General features: G+C 56.0%; 20 protein-coding genes. 17 read left to right on the top strand and 3 right to left on the bottom strand.

What is annotated here, in order from left to right; translation table 11 throughout:
* Window position 1: 1 nt before the first annotated feature.
* From cofH to Q0O07_RS04195, 3 genes are all read right to left on the bottom strand, one after another.
* A complete protein-coding gene (cofH, locus tag Q0O07_RS04205) occupies window positions 2–2,320 on the bottom strand; it encodes a 5-amino-6-(D-ribitylamino)uracil--L-tyrosine 4-hydroxyphenyl transferase CofH (RefSeq protein ID WP_295490748.1) in 2,319 nt (772 codons plus the stop codon).
* Window positions 2,317–3,246 (bottom strand): 3-keto-5-aminohexanoate cleavage protein, encoded by a 930-nt coding sequence (locus tag Q0O07_RS04200; protein WP_295490745.1) that lies wholly within the window; start codon window positions 3,244–3,246, stop codon window positions 2,317–2,319. Before Q0O07_RS04200 ends, cofH begins: the two co-directional genes overlap by 4 nt.
* 85 nt (window positions 3,247–3,331) lie before the next feature.
* Window positions 3,332–6,016, bottom strand: a complete 2,685-nt coding sequence (locus Q0O07_RS04195; RefSeq protein ID WP_295490742.1) for a LuxR C-terminal-related transcriptional regulator — start codon at window positions 6,014–6,016, stop codon at window positions 3,332–3,334.
* 206 nt (window positions 6,017–6,222) lie between these two features.
* On the opposite strand from Q0O07_RS04195, the gene Q0O07_RS04190 reads away from it, so the two are divergent.
* From Q0O07_RS04190 to Q0O07_RS04110, 17 genes are all read left to right on the top strand, one after another.
* Entirely contained in the window at window positions 6,223–7,386 is a 1,164-nt protein-coding gene (locus tag Q0O07_RS04190; RefSeq protein WP_295490740.1) for an acyl-CoA dehydrogenase family protein, read from the top strand.
* Between the two features lie 19 nt (window positions 7,387–7,405).
* A complete protein-coding gene (locus Q0O07_RS04185; RefSeq protein WP_295490738.1) occupies window positions 7,406–8,407 on the top strand; it encodes a zinc-binding dehydrogenase in 1,002 nt (333 codons plus the stop codon).
* Window positions 8,404–9,186 (top strand): SDR family oxidoreductase, encoded by a 783-nt coding sequence (locus Q0O07_RS04180; RefSeq protein WP_295490736.1) that lies wholly within the window; start codon window positions 8,404–8,406, stop codon window positions 9,184–9,186. The genes Q0O07_RS04185 and Q0O07_RS04180 overlap by 4 nt, the downstream gene beginning before the upstream one ends.
* Before the next feature lie 74 nt (window positions 9,187–9,260).
* A complete protein-coding gene (locus Q0O07_RS04175) occupies window positions 9,261–10,931 on the top strand; it encodes a class I adenylate-forming enzyme family protein (RefSeq protein WP_295490733.1) in 1,671 nt (556 codons plus the stop codon).
* The gene (locus Q0O07_RS04170) at window positions 10,924–11,715 is read left to right on the top strand and encodes an SDR family NAD(P)-dependent oxidoreductase (protein WP_295490731.1); all 792 of its coding nucleotides are present in this window, start codon (window positions 10,924–10,926) and stop codon (window positions 11,713–11,715) included. The genes Q0O07_RS04175 and Q0O07_RS04170 overlap by 8 nt, the downstream gene beginning before the upstream one ends.
* 23 nt (window positions 11,716–11,738) lie before the next feature.
* Window positions 11,739–12,578 (top strand): fumarylacetoacetate hydrolase family protein, encoded by an 840-nt coding sequence (locus tag Q0O07_RS04165; RefSeq protein WP_295490728.1) that lies wholly within the window; start codon window positions 11,739–11,741, stop codon window positions 12,576–12,578.
* Between the two features lie 15 nt (window positions 12,579–12,593).
* Complete coding sequence (locus Q0O07_RS04160; RefSeq protein ID WP_295490725.1) at window positions 12,594–13,523, top strand: VOC family protein; 930 nt, start codon at window positions 12,594–12,596, stop codon at window positions 13,521–13,523.
* On the top strand, window positions 13,523–14,248 hold the full coding sequence (locus Q0O07_RS04155) for an alpha/beta hydrolase (RefSeq protein WP_295490723.1): 726 nt from the start codon (window positions 13,523–13,525) through the stop codon (window positions 14,246–14,248). The genes Q0O07_RS04160 and Q0O07_RS04155 overlap by 1 nt, the downstream gene beginning before the upstream one ends.
* On the top strand, window positions 14,248–15,012 hold the full coding sequence (locus Q0O07_RS04150; protein WP_295490720.1) for an SDR family oxidoreductase: 765 nt from the start codon (window positions 14,248–14,250) through the stop codon (window positions 15,010–15,012). The genes Q0O07_RS04155 and Q0O07_RS04150 overlap by 1 nt, the downstream gene beginning before the upstream one ends.
* A 53-nt stretch (window positions 15,013–15,065) precedes the next feature.
* Complete coding sequence (locus tag Q0O07_RS04145; RefSeq protein WP_295490716.1) at window positions 15,066–16,229, top strand: acyl-CoA dehydrogenase family protein; 1,164 nt, start codon at window positions 15,066–15,068, stop codon at window positions 16,227–16,229.
* The gene (locus Q0O07_RS04140; RefSeq protein ID WP_295490713.1) at window positions 16,229–16,687 is read left to right on the top strand and encodes a hypothetical protein; all 459 of its coding nucleotides are present in this window, start codon (window positions 16,229–16,231) and stop codon (window positions 16,685–16,687) included. Before Q0O07_RS04145 ends, Q0O07_RS04140 begins: the two co-directional genes overlap by 1 nt.
* On the top strand, window positions 16,684–17,073 hold the full coding sequence (locus Q0O07_RS04135) for a MaoC family dehydratase (protein ID WP_295490712.1): 390 nt from the start codon (window positions 16,684–16,686) through the stop codon (window positions 17,071–17,073). Before Q0O07_RS04140 ends, Q0O07_RS04135 begins: the two co-directional genes overlap by 4 nt.
* Before the next feature lie 19 nt (window positions 17,074–17,092).
* A complete protein-coding gene (locus Q0O07_RS04130; RefSeq protein WP_295490710.1) occupies window positions 17,093–17,644 on the top strand; it encodes a VOC family protein in 552 nt (183 codons plus the stop codon).
* Window position 17,645: 1 nt separating this feature from the next.
* Entirely contained in the window at window positions 17,646–18,494 is an 849-nt protein-coding gene (locus tag Q0O07_RS04125; protein WP_295490708.1) for an alpha/beta fold hydrolase, read from the top strand.
* Window positions 18,491–19,243, top strand: a complete 753-nt coding sequence (locus Q0O07_RS04120; RefSeq protein ID WP_295490705.1) for an SDR family oxidoreductase — start codon at window positions 18,491–18,493, stop codon at window positions 19,241–19,243. The genes Q0O07_RS04125 and Q0O07_RS04120 overlap by 4 nt, the downstream gene beginning before the upstream one ends.
* Window positions 19,240–19,665 (top strand): limonene-1,2-epoxide hydrolase family protein, encoded by a 426-nt coding sequence (locus Q0O07_RS04115; protein WP_295490702.1) that lies wholly within the window; start codon window positions 19,240–19,242, stop codon window positions 19,663–19,665. Before Q0O07_RS04120 ends, Q0O07_RS04115 begins: the two co-directional genes overlap by 4 nt.
* Window positions 19,587–20,300, top strand: coding sequence for a glutathione S-transferase family protein (locus Q0O07_RS04110; RefSeq protein WP_295490700.1), 714 nt, complete (start codon window positions 19,587–19,589; stop codon window positions 20,298–20,300). The genes Q0O07_RS04115 and Q0O07_RS04110 overlap by 79 nt, the downstream gene beginning before the upstream one ends.
* Window positions 20,301–20,342: the final 42 nt, after the last annotated feature.

Below are 20,342 nucleotides of genomic sequence, written 5' to 3'. Positions count from 1 at the left end.
GTCAGTCTGCATAGTCCATTTGCGCTTCCCGCATTTGGTACAAGGTTGTTCGTTCGCGCAAGGGTCGCCCAAGGCTGGCGGCGAGCGCGCGCATCGCGGTTACATCAAAATTCTGGCCATTCACTCCGCCTGCCGAGCGCGTAATCGATTCGTCCATCAACGTACCGCCAAGATCGTTCGCTCCAGATTGCAGCATTGCTGCGGCACCATCCGGGCCAAGCTTTACCCAGCTGGTCTGAATGTTCGGAATGGCGCCATCCAAGGCGATACGCGCGACCGCGTGCATCAACACCGCTTCGCGCCAGCTTGGCCCCGAACGCGTACCACCCTTGCGCCAGATCGGCGCTTCCATATGTACGAATGGCAAAGGGACAAATTCGGTGAACCCGCCGGTTTCGCTCTGAAGTTCGCGCACGCGCAACAGATGCTCGGCCCAATGTGCATAGGTTTCGACATGGCCGAACATGATCGTTGCTGTGGTTTTTAGGCCAACTAAATGCGCGGCGCGCATTACCGACAGCCATTGCTGCGTATCAAGTTTGTCGGGGCAGATAATCGTACGGACGTCGTCGGAAAGGATTTCCGCAGCTGTGCCAGGCAAAGTCGCAAGACCGGCATTTTTCAAACCGCCAAGATATTCCTCGTAACAAAGCCCCAATGTCGTGGCACCATGATGCACTTCAAGTGGTGAAAACGCGTGGACATGCATGTCCGGCACCGCAGCCTTTACCGCTTGGACAATAGCCCGATAGGTATGCCCGTCATAGCTCGGATGGATGCCGCCTTGCAGGCATACTTCAGTCGCACCGCGCTCCCACGCCTCCAATGTGCGCTGCGCGATTTCGCTATGATCGATATTATATGCCGGTCCGCGCTCCTTTTTGGTGCTACCTTTGGAGAATGCGCAAAAGCCGCAGTGATATAGGCAGATGTTCGTGTAATTGATATTGCGGTTAATGACGTGCGTGATCGTGTCGCCCACGCGGTCTTGGCGGAGTTCATCGGCAAAGATGCGAATGGCATCAAAATCGCGACCCTCGGCAGTGAACAGCCGAGCGATCTGGGCCTTGCTTAGCTCTTCGCCCTGTTCAACTAAACCTAACGCAATGGCGATTTGCGGATCGCGACCGGTCACCAGTGAAGGCATAAGCTCTGGCGCTTCGTCGCCCTTGCCCGGATGCCAATCGACTTCACGCACCAATCCGCGCGTTTCGACTGCGCGGCGTATCGAGGTTTGCAGCGCGGGATCAGCCCATACCGTCACGTCGCGAGCAAAGGCTGGACCGATTGCCAAGCGTTGCCGCAAATGTCGCCCGGCCTCTTCGGTTTCGGTTTCAAGCTTTTCAAGGTGCGGCCACGGTGCCTCAGGGTTGACATGGTCCGGCGTGACGGGCGAGACGCCGCCCCAGTCATTGACGCCGGCGCGAATGAGTTGCGCCAACGCGCCGTTGCGCAGGTTCGGCGGCGCTTGGATTGTCATGTCCGGCCCCAAAATCAACCGCGCCGCGGCAACCGTCCACAAATGATCTTCAAGCGATGGTTCGGCAGCCATTGCCATCAATGTCGCATCTTTGGCGCAGAAATTCTGGATGATGACTTCCTGAATATGCCCGTATTGGGCGTGAAGATCGCGGATCGCGAGCAAAGCTTCCACCCGTTCCAACCGCGTTTCGCCAATTCCGATCAACAGCCCGGTGGTGAACGGGACTTTTGCGCCACCTGCCAAGCGTATCGATTCCAGCCGCGCCGCTGGTTGTTTATCCGGCGAGCCATAATGCGGCATGCCCTTTTCACAGAGCCGGTCCGAAGTGCTCTCGACCATTAGTCCCATTGACGCCGCGAGCGGACGGAGTGCAGCATAGTCCTCTTCACCCATCAGCCCGGGATTGAGGTGCGGCAATAGACTTGTTTCGCGCAACACTGCCTCAGCAGCTGCCGCTAGATAATCCAGCGTGCTGGCATAGCCGCGCGCGTCCAGCCAATCGCGAGCGACGGCATAACGTGTCTCTGGCTGGTCACCCAGCGTGAACAGCGCCTCACGGCAACCTGTAGCTTCGCCAGCGCGGGCAATCGCCAGCACCTCATCCAGATCAAGATAAGGCGCCGCCAATTGCGAAGGACGATGCGCAAAGGTGCAATAATGGCAGACATCGCGGCATAATTTTGTTAGCGGAATGAATACCTTGCGCGAATATGTTACGACTGTTCCATGGCCGGATATGGTAGCGATTTCGGCCTGTGACATCAGCTTTGTCAACGGCGTGTCAGCGAGTGTCGCCAGCCAGTCTTGGGCCTCTACAGGGTTCCACCACGTTTTCATATGTTAGTACGATCCGCACCCTTGAGCGCAAGAATCTCGCGCGCTTCATCGGGCGTCGCCACTGAAAGCCCCATATTCTCGATGATTTCGCGCGCCATTTTGACCTGTTGCGCATTCGTTTCGGCCAGTTTGCCCGGACCTGCCCATAACGAATCCTCAAGACCGACACGGACATTGCCGCCCATTGACGCTGCCATTGCAATGATGCTCATTTGCTTTGCCCCGGCACCTAATACTGACCATTCATACTGGTCGCCAAACAACCGATCTGCTGTCCGTTTCATGTGCATAATGTCGTCGGGATGACTGCCGATGCCGCCCAATATGCCAAAACAGGTCTGGATAAACAGCGGCGCTTTCACCAGGCCGCGATCAAGAAAGTGCTTGAGATTATACAGGTGGCTGGTGTCGTAACATTCAAATTCAAAGCGGGTACCCATCGGCGTCAGCAGCACCAATAGGTCCTCGATATCCTTATAGGTATTTTTGAACACCAAATCCCGCGATGCGGCAAGGGTTGCGGGTTCCCAATCAAATTTCCAGTCGGAATAACGATCGAGCATCGGGAACAGTCCAAATCCCATCGTTCCCATATTCAAAGAAGCAACTTCGGGTTGGAACGTAGTTGCCGGACGAAGCCGCTCCTCTAAGGTCATCGACGGATGTCCGCCGGTTGTCAGGTTGATAACCGCGTCGCTCCGCTGCTTGATGACTTTCAGGAATGGCTCGAACAAATCGGGGTTTTGATCGGGACGGCCATTTTCGGGATCGCGGGCGTGAAGGTGGATAATCGCCGCCCCGGCTTCCGCCGCACCGATAGCAGCTTCGGCAATCTCACTCGCGGTTATCGGAAGATGCGGCGACATTGATGGCGTGTGGATTGCTCCGGTTACAGCGCAACTGATAATCACCTTGCCTTTGGCCATGTTATTATTCCCGTAAATCCAAATTATCGTGTTGCGCTATGGCCGCACGTGCACCTGACCATCTTTCCAAAGATAGGCTGTCACATCACGACAATATCCCGAGCTGACGCGCGCGAATAACCGCCTGTGGTCGCCGTCTGACGCCGAGTTTGTCATAAATTTGCTGCATATACCATTTGACCGTACCTTCGGTCAGGCCAAGCCGATCGCCAATTTCACGATTGCGCAGGCCACCGCTTACCATCGTCAATATTTCCACCTCACGCAACGAAAGACCGCTGCCTAAGCCGAAATCATCATCCTCTTCATCCGCGTCGGCCTGCGTCGTGCCTCGCATTACCGAAACAAGGTGCATTGCAAAGCGGTCAACTGGCGTGTCAAGTTCAGGACCGTTGGCATACGCTTCGACCAACAATGATGAAATCGCCTCACCTTCATCAACAAACGGGCGCACCCAGCCGCCGGGTTCGGCCAACTCTACCGCGGCACGCACGGCACGTCTGGCCTCTGAACGATTGCCCGAAAGCACCGCAATCTGGGCAAAAAGCAGTTCAAAGGTCACCGATGAACGGACCGCGCCTCTGCGCCGAACAAATTCCAACCAGCGTTTGGCTATCTTGCGCGAACAGACAAGGCGGAAGCGGTGCATTTCCAACCGGAGCCAAGCAATCGCCATCCATTCGTTGAGCCGCGTCGGATTCATGGTTGGAACCGGCTCGCCTTCAAAGCAAAGGTCGCTTGAATAGAATAATTGCTCGGCCTGTTCGACTTGTCCGGTCTTCACAAGCATGTGCACCTGTTCGGAAAGGATCAGCGCGCGAAGCCGGTCGAGCCCGCATTCGATGGCTACCAATTGCGCTTCTTCAAGACCGGATAGCGCGCTTTGATAATCGCCATCGGCTGCCGCTAGACGCGCCCTGACGATATATCCTGATGCCAACTGATCGACGAAACCCCATTGCCTTATTGATGGCAGATAACGCTCTACCAACTCCCCGGCACGGTCGAGATCGCCGCATTCATAATGAATTTCGGCCAAAGGCAATGCGGGAAGCGCCGCAAGCCCGGATATCTGCCAATCCATTTCACGCGCTAGTTCATGCGCTTCTTCAAGGAATTGTCGCGCCATACGTGTTTTGCCCTGTGCTACCAGAGTGGGTGCGACCGAAGATTTGAGCGCGATCGACGCAAAATCCGACCCGGGCCTTCCGAGTGCTTTGCGAAGTTCGGCCTCTAACCGCAGCATGTCATGAAAATGATAGAGTTCGCGCCGGGCCGACAGAAGCTGAGCAAGCAACGTGCAGCTCAAATAGGGATGGTCGTCACCCAAATCGGCCAACAACGTTTCCGATTCATGTTCGACATAGACCATGTTGTCGCGCGCTGCTTCGAGCATGATGCGGCGATGCCTGACTTGGAATAGCATCTGTTCGTGTTGATACTCGCTATATTCACCACTCTCTATGCGCGCGGTAATGACGGCTTCGGCTGCTTCAATGAGGCGTTCAGACGATTTAAACGCCAGACGGCGCGATCTGCGCCATGACATCGCCAGCAATAGCGCAGGACGGGTCGATTGCAGTTCCCAGGGCAGATCGCTTGCAAGCTCGTCGATGCGGTACAAAAGGCCGCTGTAGGTCATTGGTTCGGCAAGTAACTCAAGTTGATCGGCAAGGAAAATTTTATCCCCGCACAACATGGCGTGCTCCAACGCACGCGACAAATCACCAGTTTCGACAAAATAGGTGCTGGCGCGGCGATGCAATTCGGTAGCGCGCTCCGGTGCCCGGCGCATTAAACGACCGAGCACCATTTCACGGAACAGGGTATGATAGCGGTAGCGACTAAGCTCCCGATCAAGATCGGACAGGAATAAGCCATCTTCAAAAACCTGTTCAAGTATGTTCCGCGCCTTGGCGTTGCTAACCACCGCCGCGCAGGCGGCGGGCGACAATTCGTCTAATATCGAGGTATCGACGAGAAAATCGCGAACCTCCTGATTTTGAAGCTCGAACACTTCTTCATGGAAATAGCTGGCAAACTCATGCCGCAAACCGGTCGTTCCGCCTTCGGGCGGCACCCCTTCGCGCTGGTCGCGTTGCCAGGCCTTGGTCGCGATGATTAGGCCCGCAGCCCATCCTTGGGTATCGACAACCAACCGCTGGACCTCAGACGTTGCAATCGGGCCGTCTATTTCCTGCTGGATAAAGCGGACGGCTTCGTCGGTTTCAAAACTTAAATCACGTACACCGATTTCAACAAGGTGACCAAGCGACCGCATGCGGGCAACGTTCAGGCGCGATCCGCCGCGCGAAGCTATGACCGTTGTAATCGAATCTCTTGCGCTGGCGATAAGCTGGCCGAGAAAGTCGCATATCTCCTGCGACAACAGCTGCGCGTCATCAATGAACAGCACTGGCCGAGGGCCAGACTTGACCGACAAATGTACTAGCCAGTCATGCGCGGAAATATGTCTATCCTTCAGGCCTTCTGCCAGCCAGGAACCAACACCTGCTGCCCGCAACGATTGCAAGAACGAGTCGAGCCCGTCGATGCCAGCACGGGCGGCAATCCATAGCACAGGTCGCCCTTCGTCTCTGAAAATTTCTGCCCAGCGGAGCATCGCGGTCGTTTTGCCGAAGCCTGCAGGACTAGAGAGGATAACCACTCGCGCCGCGCCAACGGGTTCGGCGAGCCGTTCGACTCTATCGCGAAGAATATATTGGTGCGCGACCTTTGGCGGCGCAATGGTTGTAGAAACAACACCCATATCGGTATCCTCTCGTTCCGCTTCGCAGCGCCAAGGTCGATTGCCCGGGCTTACTGTCGATCAGATTTGTATCGGCCTTAGATAGATAGGCTGCAAGCAAATATTCCTATCTCTGGATAGGTTGCCGCGCCATATCTTTTGGCCAACAGCATCACCATCAAAGAGAGTGCCCCGTTTGGAGGCGCCAAAAAGCGAGGGTGACCCAAATGGATTTCGACCTGCCGGAGGAACATCAAGCGTTCCGCGACGTCGTTCGCCGTTGGGTCGATACCGAGATTCCCAAAGAATGGTCGCGCAAGCTCGAAGCCGACGAACATAACTATCCGCATGCGCTTTGGGACAAGTTTACCGAAGCCGGTTTTCACGGGGTGGGTATCGCCGAGGAATTTGGCGGTCAGGGCGGCGATGTTCTGATGCAAATGCTCCTCGCACGCGAGCTGGCGCGGTCGCTTGGCGGCCTTGCGTGGATTTGGGGCATCACGTCTTTCGCCGGATCAAAGTCCATCGGACTTTATGGTTCGCCCGAACAAAAGGCCAAGTTTTTACCAGAAATAGCGGCAGGTCGATTGAAGGCTGCTATCTCCTTTACCGAACCCGGTGGTGGTACTGATCTGCTAGGCAATCTTGCCACCGCCGCCGAACGTGTTGACGGTGGTTGGGTGCTGAACGGCGAAAAGATTTGGAGCTCTTCCGCGCATGTGGCCGACTACCTCCTATGCATCGCGCGCACCGACAAAACAGTCGAGAAAAAGCATCAGGGGCTAACTTTATTTTGGGTGCCAGCAGCATCCGAAGGCGTCAAAATCACGCCTTTGCCTAAGCTCGGCATGCGTTCGATGGGTAGCTGTACCGTTGTTTACAACAATGTGTTCGTGGCCGACGCAAACGTTCTCGCAGAGCCCAACAAGGCTTGGTACACTTTGCTGCCAACGCTGAACAACGAACGGATCATGGTAGGGGCGTTCTGTCTCGGTGTGATTGACGGCGTGCTCGAAGACGCGCTGGCCTATGTCATGCAGCGCAAAGCATTCGGTAAATATATAGGCCAGTTCCAAATACTGCAGCATTACATCGCCGATATTGCGACGATGCAGACCTCGACCGAATTGATGCTGCATTACTGCGCCGCCAAACAGGCGAAGGGCGAGAATGTTGGCAAAGAAGCTAATATGCTGAAGTTGATGGCATCGGAAAATGCCAACGCAGCCGCCGACCTCGGTATCCAGATGATGGGTGGCATGGGCTATTCGGCCGAAACCGATATGCAGCGATATTGGCGCGATTCCCGGCTGTGGCGCATCGGCCCTGTGACCAACGAAATGATCCGCAATGGCATCGCCGAATCGCTCGGCCTGCCCCGCTCCTTTTAACACATCCGAAAGGCCGAACATGAAAGCACTTTACCAAGAAACGACCGAAGGCCCGGAGGCAGTTCGCGTGGCAGAAGTAGAAACGCCCACACCCAAAGCGGGTGAGGTGCGCGTCGCGATCAAAGCCGCGTCGGTCAATCACCGCGAAATGTGGATTGCACGCGGCCTCTATCCTGGAATGAGCCTGCCGACCACGATGGGCTGCGATGGCGCAGGTGTAGTAGATATGCTAGGAGAAGGCGTATCTGGCCCAAGCGTTGGCGACGAGGTGGTGATTTACCCAGGTCTTGATTGGGGCAACAACCGTCATGCGCCGCAAGCTGAATTCGGGCTGCTGGGAATGCCGCACGGCGGCACAATTGCCGAATATGTTTGCGTGCCGGCCGAAAGCCTCGCGCCAAAGCCCGCTTTCATGACGTTTGAAGAAGCCGCAGCGACCGTGCTGACTGGCCTTACCGCGTGGCGTGCATTGATGTTCAAGGGACAGTTAAAAGAGGGCGAAACGCTTTTAATCAGCGGCATTGGCGGCGGCGTCGCGACTTTTGGCTTGGCGTTTGCGGTGGCACTTGGCGCCAAGGTTTATGTGACCGGCGAAAGCGAAGATGTCCTTGCTCGTGCCAAAGAAATGGGCGCGCTGGGTGGCTTGCTCTACACCGATCCCGAATGGCGCAAGCAAGTCGGCAAGCTGACGGGCGGCGTTGATGTCGTTCTGGATGGGGCCCCTGCCCCAAGCTTTGCCAATTATGTGCGCGCAATCAACCCAGGCGCGCGGATTGTGATTTACGGATCAACCGCAGGGGACAAATTCGAAATCACGGCGACAGGCATATTCCTGAAAAGCGCTAGCATTGTCGGCAGCCAAGTCGGCGACCCGCAAGATTTCCGCGACATGCTGGCGTTCGTTGAAAAGCACCAGATCAAGCCCGTCATCGAACGCAGCTTCCCGCTTGCAGAAGCCAAAGAAGCGTTGCTCTACCTCGAAAGCTCGCACAAATTCGGTAAAGTCGTGGTTACGATATGAACACTGGATTATTCGACTTAACGGGCAAAAATGCGCTCGTCACCGGCGGTGCGCAGGGGCTTGGCCGGATGATCGCGGAAGGCCTGCTTCGTGCGGGCGCGACGGTCGCCATTACCTCGCGCAAAGCCGATATTTGTGAGGCAGCAGCGTCCGAAATGGCGGCGCTGGGCAAATGCATCGCCCTGCCCGCCGACCTGTCCACGCCAGAAGCTGCGGTCGACCTTGCACAGCGCTACCGCGAGACCGTCGGCGGCACGTTGCACGTGTTGGTCAATAATGCAGGCAAGACGTGGGGTGGAACGGTCGACACCTTCCCCGACAAAGCATGGCCGGGCGTGATGATGGTGAACGTCCAAACACCGTTCACGCTCGTGCGTGAGCTTTTGCCTGAACTGACTGCTGCGGGCACGCCTGACGATCCGGCGCGCGTGATCAACATCGGCTCGATTGCCGGAGCGACGACTGCGAAACTAAGCGCCTATAGCTATTCCGCGAGCAAAGCCGCCGTGCACATGCTTAGCCGGGATCTGGCTGGTGACTTGGCAGACCGAAATATCAACGTAAACGCCGTGCTTCCGGGCTTTTTCCCAACCAGCATGACGGCGCATATGCGCGATGATGAAGTGGTGGATAGCGCCTTACTCGACAAAATCCCGATGCACCGCATGGGCCGCGCCGACGAAATCGCTGGCACGATCGTATTTCTCTCTTCGCGCGCCGGTGCCTACATCACCGGAGCGGAAATTCCGGTAGACGGCGGGATCGTCGGATGCAGCTGACCTACCGTGCGGAAGGCGGCACGCCGTCGTGCCTTTGCCAGTCCTAATGTCAAGGCAAGCGGGAGGCAGAGGACGTGTTGGGCAATAGCGAAAATCTCGCAAAACTGCGTATCAACGTAAGTCCGCTTGCGGATGTGCTGCTGCGCACTTGGGATCGTGTACCCGAAAAAGAGGCGCTGGTTTTCCCGACCGGGCGCAAATCTTATGACGCGGTGGTTCAATCGGTTTTCCAACGTGCACGTGGCCTGATCGGACTGGGTATTAAGCCGGGCGACCATGTCGGCATATTGCTGCCATCGGGTATCGAATTCGTCGAAACCTTATTTGCTGTGTCAATGGTTGGCGGGATTTCGGTGCTGATGAACGCACGGTACCGCGCACCCGAAATCGCCTATGTCACTGACAATGCTGATCTGGTGGCAATCGTCACGAATAGCGAAGCCGACGATTTCGTCGACTTTGTTGCGCGATTGAATGAGTCATTTCCGGTGATCGCTGAATATGACGATCCGCTGACCCTTAATATCGCCGATGCCCCCAAGCTAAAAAAATTGATCTTGTTTGGCGGGAAAAAAGCCGCAGGTTTTGTCGATCAAGACGGATTTGACCGAGCTACAGATGCGGTCAGCGAAGACGCCGTCCACCGCGCGCGGCTTGGCGTCCGCCTTCGCGACACGTGTATGATCCTTTATACCTCTGGCACATCGGCAAATCCCAAAGGATGCTTGCTCAGTCATGAGGCCATCTGCCGCGAGGCGTCAAACATAGCACGCAATCGCTGGGCATTCACCGAAGCCGAACGGGTATGGTCACCAATGCCGCTGTTTCATATCGCCGCGATGCTGGCGATGATTGGCGCGGTAGAAGTTGGTGGCACATTTATCGGACAGCCGCATTTTGATGCGGGCGAAAGCCTGCGCCAAATCGAATTTGAACGGGCAACGATGTTGTTCCTGCCTTTCGTCACATTCCATCAGGCGATGATTGCCCACCCCGATTGGGACAAGACCGATATGCGGTCGGTGCGTCTGATGAACAGCTGCTTTAGCCAGATGCCGCAAGCAGTTGGTGACGCCTACCGCGTTAAAATGCCCGATGCTTTGCAGGTCGGGACATTCGGCATGACCGAGGCAAGCGGGGTCGTGACTACTGGCGGTTACGACATGGACCCGGAGATGGGCTTCCAAACACTGGGCTATCCATTGGCCGGGATAAATGTGCGAATCCTTGATCTTGAGACTGGTGAGGATTTACCCGTTGGCGAACGCGGTGAGGTTTTGATCAAGGGCTATAACCTGCTCGACGGCTATTACCGCGACCCTGAAAAAACCGCTGAAGCGCTAGATGCGGATGGATGGTACCATAGCGGCGATATAGGATCGCTGGACGCCTATGGACATTTGCGCTTTCACGGCCGCTTCAAAGATATGCTCAAAGTCGGCGGCGAGAATGTCGCCGCGGCAGAGGTTGAGGCCGTTCTGGCAACGCATGACGGGGTCCAACTGGCGCAGGTCGTCGGCCTTCCCGATGCGCGGCTTGCCGAGATACCAGCGGCGTTCATCGAACGCAGTGGCAACATGGACGTCAGCGAAGAAGAGCTCATCTGCTTCGTAAAGGAACGCATCGCTTCGTTCAAAGTCCCGCGCCACATTCGGTTCATTGACGAATGGCCGATGTCGGCCTCTAAGATCCAGAAGTTCAAGCTTCGGCAGCAGCTGATGCAGGAACTTGATTTGGTTGACTGAGGAGAAGGCTGTGCGCGTCGTCATCACCGGAGCAGCAAGCGGCATCGGATTATCCGTGGCAGAATTGCTGGCGGCTGACGGCGGTGCGCATCAATTGTTGCTGGCTGACCGCGATGCAGATGGCCTTGCGGCAGCTGTCGCCAAAATTGGTGCGGCTGCGGCAATCTGCGTTGTTGATCTTTCCGACAATGATTGCGGCGATGTTATTGTTGCAGCAGCGATTGCGCATATGGGCGGGATTGATGCTGTGGTGAGCAATGCTGGGATTATCGCTGCAGGTGCATTAGTTGACCTTACGCCAGTAGATTTTGACCGGATTTATGCCGTGAACACAAAAGCAAACTGGGCTTTGGCCAAAGCCGCTTATCCTCATCTTGCAGCAAGCAAAGGCGCGTTCGTTGCCACCGCGTCGATGTCAGCCACCCAGCCGACGCCAGGTCTTGGCTTCTACTCGTCAAGCAAGGCCGCTTTGCTTATGCTGATCCGCCAACTCGCGCTCGAATGGGGAAAGGACGGCATCCGCTGCAACACGGTTTCGCCCGGGCCGACCTATACACCGATGACCAAAGCGGGATATGACGACGCCGACCGCCGCGCCCAGCGTGAAGCGATGATCCCGCTCGGCAAGCTCGGAATGGCCGAAGATGTCGCCAATGCGATCCTGTTTCTGATCAGCCCTGCGGCCGGCCACATTACCGGCATCGACATCGTCGTTGACGGCGGAATGAGTAACAATCTGATGCCTGCCACCGGTGGTGGAACCGGGCAAAAAGCCAGCACATAGAACCATATCATACGGAGATTATCATGCGTATCGCACGAGTAACAAAAGACGGAAAAATCGGCCTTGCCGCCAAAAACGGTGATGCCGTCACGATTGCTTACGGCACAGAAGTTGCCGACCTTGATGCCCATATTGCTGCGGGAACGCTGGCTGCAGCAGGGGCGAAGGCGCTGGCAGGGGAAGCCGTTGCTGAAACAGATCTTACCTTTTTCCCGCTTGCCACGCGCCCTTCAAAAATAATTTGCCTCGGCCTCAACTACCGCGACCATGCGGAAGAAGCAGGCCTTGGCATCCCCGAGTTTCCAGTGCTTTTTGCACGTTTCCCGTCCAGCCTTATTGGCCACAATGCGCCGATCATATTGCCAAAGGTTTCCGAACAGCTTGATTGGGAAGCAGAGCTGGTGGTCGTATTAAGCAAAGGCGGTAAAAACATTGCCGAGGCCGATGCCCTGAACCACGTGGCGGGCTATTCGGTATTCAACGATGCCTCAATCCGCGACTATCAGATGAAAACGCCGCAATGGACGGCGGGCAAGAATTTCGATGATACTGGCGCGATCGGTCCGTGGCTGGTGACACCAGATGAACTTCCAGCAGGGGCCGCCGGGCTGAAAATCGAATGCCGCTTGGACGGTGTCGTGATGCAGAGCTCGAATACGTCGAACCTGATTTTTGACGTGGCAACAACTATCCACTTGCTTTCCACTTTCATGACGCTTGAGGCAGGCGACTTGCTGGTGATGGGAACCCCCGGCGGCGTTGGCATTGCCCGCAATCCACAAGTGTGGATGAAGGCCGGACAAATATGCGAAGTTGAAATCGAGGGCGTTGGGTTGCTCGTAAACCCGATCGTCGCAGAATAATCTTTGGAGAGAGAGATGCCGCTAAAACGCGCGGGCGCCCTTGGCGTCCATTCGATTGATCATTTCACTGTGCAAGTGCCAGACCTTGCGGTCGCGCGCGCCTTTTACGAAGCCTTCGGGCTTGACGTGAAGGAGGAAGATGGTGGCCTGGCGCTCTATGCGCGTGGCAATGCGCATCAATGGGCGCGCTTTACGCAAGGTCCGGTCAAGCAACTAAGCTGTCTGTGTTTCGGCGTGTATGCCGAGGACTTGGCTGCGCTTACCGCCCACCTCGATAGCAACGGCATAAAGCGGATGGATGGTGCTGGCGACGGGTTGTGGATTGAGGGTTTCGACGGCCTTCCGATCAACATCCGCATTGCCGACAAATGCTCGCCAGATGGAAAGACCCGGTTTGCGACTGTTTCGACAGCGGCGGGGCAATCGGGTGCGATATTCAATTCCGCTGCGCCAAAGGTCCATCCCCGCGCCTTGTCGCACTTTGCGATCTATACAACCGATGTGCTTGCAGCCACCGCATGGTATGAAGCGAATCTCGGCTTGCGGCTTTCGGATGGCAGCGGCCCGGTCGTTGCGTTTTTGCACGGGCCGCATGGCAGCGACCATCATTTATTGGCGCTAGTCGGCTCCACCCATCGCGGGATGCACCATAGCAGTTGGGACGTCGGCTCGTTTCAGGACGTAGGCCTCGGTTCAGCACAGATGTTCCGGGCCGGATATAAAGAAGGCTGGGGTGTTGGCCGCCATGTTCTGGGCGGCAATTATTTCTATTATGCCCGCGATCCCTGGGGCAGCTATGCCGAGTTTTCGGCTGACATCGACTATATTCCGGCGGATTGCGAATGGCCCTCGGCACAGCACGCGCCCGAAGACAGCTTTTACCTTTGGGGGCCAGATGTGCCGCCTGAACTTGTTGCAAACCTTGAGCCTGGAACACCGGTATAATGGCCACTTTCCTATTGATGCACGGCGGCGGCATGGGCGGCTGGACGTGGAAATTTGTCCGCGAAATCCTCGAAGCCAAAGGGCATAAGGTCTTTACGCCGACTTTTACCGGCTTTGGTGAGCGTAGCCATTTGATTGGTCGTGATGTCGGCATTGAGACGCATGTGACGGACATCGTCAACGTGTTGCATTATGAGGATTTAAGCGACGTTATCCTCGTTGCGCATAGCTACGCAGGAACAGTCGCCCCGGGCGTGGTTGCGCAGGCAGGCGATCGGATAAAGCGCGTTATTTATCTCGATGCCATCATCCCGTACAAAGGCGAACGGATCGGGTCATTGTTAGGCTTTGCGTCCGAAGACGACATGATCGGGCTCGACGCGATGCTCGACGCGGGCGAAGGTCCAATCGGATCGGGCGTGCACGAACAACAGCGCGCGATGGCCAAAGAGCATCCGCACATGATGAGCGCTGAGCGGCAGGACTGGCTGCTCGATCATCTTTCCGACCAACCCATGCGCGCGACTTGTTGCGCGATTGCGGTGGGTGCGGAGAGCATCACGTTGCCCGTCGATTATATCGCTGCCAAGCACACGATCATGAACGCGATGCACGACCGGGCGCGCTCGCTTGGCTGGCCGGTTCACGACCATCCCGGCGATCATGCGTTTAATGTTGGCGATCCGGAGGGCGTAGCCGACATGATCTTAGGCATCGTGAGCTAATGGACATCCCCAACCTTTTTTCGGTGAAAGGCCGCGTTGCGCTTGTGACCGGCGGCAGCGCTGGCATTGGCCGAATGATTGCAACCGGATTGGCGGCAGCAGGTGCGCGCGTTTATATTTGCGCACGCGGGGCAGATAAAGTCGCTAAGGCAGCGTCTGAAATGGACGGTGACGTGATCGGCTTATCAGCGGACGTATCGACACTTGATGGCATCGCAGCACTTGTCGCCGAAATCAGCGGACGCGAAGGCGCACTGCATATCCTGATCAACAATGCCGGGACTTTGACTGACGCGCCCATCGATACATTTAGCGAAGACCAATGGGATGATGTCATCGGTCTCAACCTCAAAACACCCTTTTTCCTGATGCAAAAACTGCTCCCGCTGCTGCGCGCTGGCGCAACGGCAGAACGCCCCTCCAATGTGATCAACATCGGTTCGGTCGGCGCTCTCAAAATCGGGCCGCGTGAAGTGTATAGCTATCAAGCATCAAAAGGCGCGATCCATTGGCTAACCAAGTCACTCGCCAAGAAGCTCGGCAGCGATAACATCACCGTGAACGCCATAGCGCCGGGCTTCTTCGAAAGCGACATGACCGTCATAACCGACGACGCGATGCGGAAAATGGTCGAATCGATGGTCCCGCGCGGACGCACCGGAGCGCCCGAAGATGTGGCCGGAGCGGCAATTTATCTGGCCAGCCGCGCAGGAGCTTATGTTACCGGATCGGTCATTCCGGTTGAAGGCGGCTTGGCGATCTAGCTCCCTAACCTTCGATAGGTTGCCAATTGCTTTTTAAATAGCATGGGTGTGCCATGGACTTTAATCTATCTGAAGAACAAATTGCCTTTCGCGACGTCGTGCGTCGCTGGGTGAATGAGGAACTCCCCAAAGACCTGATGCGCAAGCTTGAGGCGGATGAGGAAAACTACCCGTTTGAAATCTGGGACAAGCTAAAGGCGCAGGGCTTTTTTGGTGTTGGCATCCCCGAAGAATGGGGCGGACTTGGCGGCGATGTTGTCACCCAGATGATTTTTGCGCGCGAAATGGCGCGCACTGCTGGCGGCTTGCTTTGGGTATGGGGCCTGACTTCATTTGGCGGCGCAAAGACGATTGGCGCGGTGGGATCGGACGAGCAAAAAGAACGCTGGTTGCGGCCAATGGCGGCAGGCGATTTGCGCGTTTCGCTTTCAATGACTGAACCAGACGGAGGCACCGATGTCTTGGGCGCGATGAAGACTTTCGCCGAAAAGGTCGATGGCGGTTGGAAATTGAACGGTGCCAAAATGTGGACGACCGGGGCCAAGGTTGCCGACCGGCTGCTCGTTCTCGCGCGCACGGACAAGAATGTCGAAAAGAACCATCACGGTCTGACGATGTTCTTCGTCGATGGCAAATCACCCGGCATTACCGCCAGCCTTTTACCCAAGCTCGGCATGCGCGCGATGGGTAGCTGCTCGGTAGCCTATGACGATGTGTTCGTACCTGATTGCGATGTGCTGGGTGAGCCCGGTAAGGCATGGTATGCAATGCTGCCGACGCTGAACAATGAACGGATCATGGTCGGTGCGCAATGTCTGGGCGCAATCGACGGCGTGCTGGAAGATGCGCTGGATTATATGAAACAGCGCAAGGCGTTTGGTGGGATTATTGGCCGTTTCCAGATCCTACAACACTATGTCGCGGACATTGCGACGTCGCAAAAATTGACCGAATTGCTGCTCTATAATGTCGCTTGGATGCAGGCACAGGGGATGCCGTGCGGCAATGAGGCGAACATGCTGAAAATGGTCGCGACCGAAGCAGCCGTGAAGGCCGCTGACCTTGGCATTCAGATATTGGGCGGTATGGGCTATTCGGCGGAAACTGATATGCAGCGGTATTGGCGCGACCACCGCATCTTGCGGATGACCCCCATTTCCAACGAGATGGTGCGCAACTCGATTGCCGAAAATCTTGGTCTGCCGCGGTCATTCTGATGAGTGAACTTGCCTTTCCTCCCGCCCCCAATGTAGCGGGGACATCGCTCGACGGGACGAAAATCTTTACAATCAGCTTGGAAGAAAACGCAGCTTTGTGTCGCTCGACAGGAGTAGAGCCTGCGAGCGACGGTAGCGCGCATCCGATCTATTATTATATCGCAACGCAAGTTGCGATGGGCAAAACGGTCGCGGGCGTGTGCGAGACCTGCGAGTTTGATGTCGAAGAAGGCCCTATGATGGGATCGTCGGGCGTCAAATTTACCGAGCAACTGATGGTCGGTGAAAGCTATAAGGTAACCGGCGAAATTTTAAGCCTTGTGCGCAAACAAAGCCGCAAGCTGGGCCTGATGGATGTGCTGACGTACCGTCTGCGCCTGCATAGACAGGCAGATGGAACCTGCATTCTCGAAACCGACAATGTCTGGGTCCTACCCCGCAAGGAGTTGGCGGCATGAGCTATGCTGTAGGTGACGCCCTGCCCCCGTTTGTTGTTGAAAGCGCAAGTCCCGAAGCGATGAAGGCGTGGGCGGTGTTTCTCGCCGATCCCAATCCGATCCACCTTGATGTAGAAGTGGTAAAGGCAAAAGGGTTAGGTGATCGCGTTATCAATCAGGGGCCAATGAACGTCGCCTTCATGATGAACATGCTGATGGCCGCGTTCCCGGGTGCCACCATCGAGGCGATGGATTCGCGCTTTCTGGACAATGTTTACGGCGGCGATAAAGTGACAGCACAGGGCGCAATTACGGCCGTTGAAGGCAACCGCATTTCGTGCGAATTTACGCTGGACGTTGCTGGGCGCGGCGCCGTCAACAGCGGCACAGCGACATTATTAGTCTAAGTTTTGAAGGAGAAGTAAAATGCCAAGTGGTCCCTTTGCCCATGTGTGCATGGTTGTTAGTGATTTGGAAAAAGCGATTGAGGATTGGACCAAAATCCTGCGCGTGCTTGATCCGCAAAGCCTTGAAAAACGCATCGTGAAATATGACGAATTTTCCAGCGGAGCCGATGCCGGCATGAAATGGGCGACATTCGTCAACGAATACTCAACCGAAATCCAATTTATCCAACCGGCCCCTGGAACGCCGATGGGTCGCCGACTGGATAAGGTTGGTGAGCATGTCCATCATCTGTGTTTTTCGACCGATGATGTACCCGGCGCGATGGCCAAGCTGAAAGCCGAAGGTCTTGACCTGCCGGGCGATGGCGAGACCTACAACGACCCAGATATGACATGGCAAAAATGGAGCTGGGTCGGTGCCAAAAGCACACATGGCTGTCTTATCGAAGTCGCCTCGCCTTATGAGAGCCATAACGACGGCAATTGGCATCACGCACCCGGCAAGTTTGCCTATAAAGGCCCCGGTGAGCATCCAAGCCATGCGGAAGTAGCGCCCATCTTGGCAGCGTAATTTGTCGCCGGAAAATATACGTTTTAAAGGGGATGGGCTGGAACTTGCCGGAACTGCTTATGGCGATCCGGCAGCTCCGCCCGTCCTCTTTTTTCATGGTGGCGGACAGAGCCGCAATGCCTGGATGGGTTCGGCCAGAACGGTATCCGAGGCAGGCTATTACGGCATCACTTTTGACTTACGAGGCCACGGCGACAGCGATTGGGCGGCGGACGGCGACTATCTGCTGGATGCCTTTGGCCGTGATGTCGAAAACCTCATTTCAGCTTTCGATCAGCCAGTGACGCTAGTTGGTGCATCCCGCGGCGGTCAAGCTGCGTTGGTCGGCGGGTCACGCCATCCGGACCGCGTTGGCCTGATCATGCTTGCCGATGTAGCGCCGATGATGCGAGACGACGGCGTTGACGGTATCAGAGCTTTCTTTGCTGAGGGTGAGGCTGGATTTGCTACACTCGACGAAGCGGCGGATTCGCTTTCCCGCCATTTAAATCAGCTCAGAATGGATGATGCCAGCCGCCTTGGCCGTGCCATGCGAAAGGATGATGCGGGCCGTTGGCATTGGCGCTGGGACCCGGCGACAGGCAAACGCGAATTCCTACATCCGCCAAGCGAAGGTGAGGCTCTGCTCGCCGCGGCAGCGCGGGTCAAGTCTCCTATAATTTTGGTTAGGGCCGAGCTCTCTCATTTGTTGACCAACGAAAGCGTTGAGAGGTTTCAGCAGCTTGCGCCGCAACTCGAAGTCATTACCGCAAAAGGGGTTGGCCATATGTTTACCGCAGACCGCAATGACGCCTTTGCCGCGCAATTGCTCGAATGTCTGGCGCGAATACCTGCGCGGGTGACAATATGAGCCACAACGCTGCATTCGTCGTCGGTGCAACTGGCGGGCTGGGTCGCTCGGCCTGCCATGCGCTTGCCCGTGACTGGGACGGGGTGGCAATCGGCTATCGCTCGAGTGCGGAAAAAGCCCAAAGCATAGCTAACGAACTCCCAGCTGATTGCACTGGCCTGCCCGTCCGCTGCGACCTGACCGACGCATCCTCAATCCAGTCGGCATTGGTCACAGCACGCGACCATTTCGGGTCGATAGGAACGATGGTATTTGCATCGGGCGTAGCTATCGAGCAGCCCTTTGTCAGCAAAATCAACGAAGACCAGTGGCGCGAGGTGCTCGAAACCGAGTTGATCGGCCTTATGCGCGTGGTTTCAGCCACGTTGCCATTGTTCCGCGAGCAAGGCTTCGGCAATTTCGTCACTGTTGTTTCAGTTGCCAATTATACTTTTCCTCCCGGCGATGCGCTGTCTTCTGTCCCTAAAGCGGGAATGGAGGCGTTGGGTCGGGCAATTGCCAAGGAAGAAGGCAAGTTCGGCATCCGCGCCAACATGGTCGCCCCTGGAATCATTGATGCAGGGCTCGGCAGCCATTTTCTTGAAACGCTGTATTCGCCTGAAATCTGGGAAAACCAGAAGAAGTGCGTCGCCTTGCGCCGCTTTGGCAGCGGCGATGAAATTGCCAACGCGATTGCTTTTCTTGCATCGGACCGCGCGAGTTACATAACCGGACAAACATTGATTGTTGATGGAGGATTCAGCCTGTGAGCAACAGTAATCACGCCCACGTCATGGCATTTCTGGATGCCTTTCACGTTGGCGGCACACCCAATTTTCAAAAACTTTCCAGCTATTTCGCTGAGGACGGTTGGTATCAGCCGCTTGTCCCCGCGACCGCGCGCATGACAGGCCGTGCGGCTATTTCTGCGGCGCTCGAAAAGCAATATCAGACTTATCATGAATGCCGTTGCGAAATTCATGCGTCTGCAGCGACTGGCCGGTTTGTTTTCACCGAACGGACCGATCATGTCACGCTGCATGCAGGCGACCGAAAAGTCGGATCGCGGGTCTGCGCGGTGTTTGAAATGAACGACGACGGGCTGATTGCCGGATGGCGCGAATATTGGGACACTGGCGACGTGATGCAGCAGATGGGCATCTCTGCCGAAGATCTTTCTGCGGCAATGTAACAATGTTGACGCTCCACCATCTAAACAATTCCCGTTCGCAGAAAATCCTCTGGCTGCTCGAGGAACTCAAACTTTCTTATGAACTCGTCAACTATGAGCGCGACCCGCAAACATTGATGGGACCACCCGCGCTTAAGGCGCTTCACCCACTGGGAAAATCGCCAGTGCTTGAAGAAGACGGCCATTTACTAAGCGAATCGGGTGCGATTACCGAGTATATTCTATCCCGCTACGGCAGAGGCCGGCTAGCTCCTGATCCTACAAGACAGGATCATATGCGTTTCGTCGAATGCATGTATTTCGCGGTGTCTGCTGGCATGAACCCGATCATGATTAAGGTATATGCCCGTGCATTTGGTTTGACCGGCGCGCCGATGGATGTCGCCGCAACCGGTGAGCTTGAAACTGCGTTATCATATATCGAAAAAATGTTGGGCGATGGGGAGTGGCTGATGGGAGATATGTTCACTGCAGCCGATATCCAGATGAGCTTCATTCCGGAACTGGCGAACGCAATCGGCGCTTTTAAAGGCCACACCAAGATCGCAGCATGGCAAAAACGTCTATATGCGCGCCCTGCTTTCCACCGGTCAATCGAACGTGGCGGAACTTACGAGTTCGCTGCGCCGGCTTAAACAAAAAAGGGGAGGCACAATGGCCTCCCCTTTTCGCTCCCC

This window comes from Sphingorhabdus sp. EL138, assembly GCF_945890115.1.
Taxonomy (GTDB): Bacteria; Pseudomonadota; Alphaproteobacteria; order Sphingomonadales; family Sphingomonadaceae; genus Sphingorhabdus_B.
This window is presented reverse-complemented; position numbering and strand designations above follow the sequence as displayed.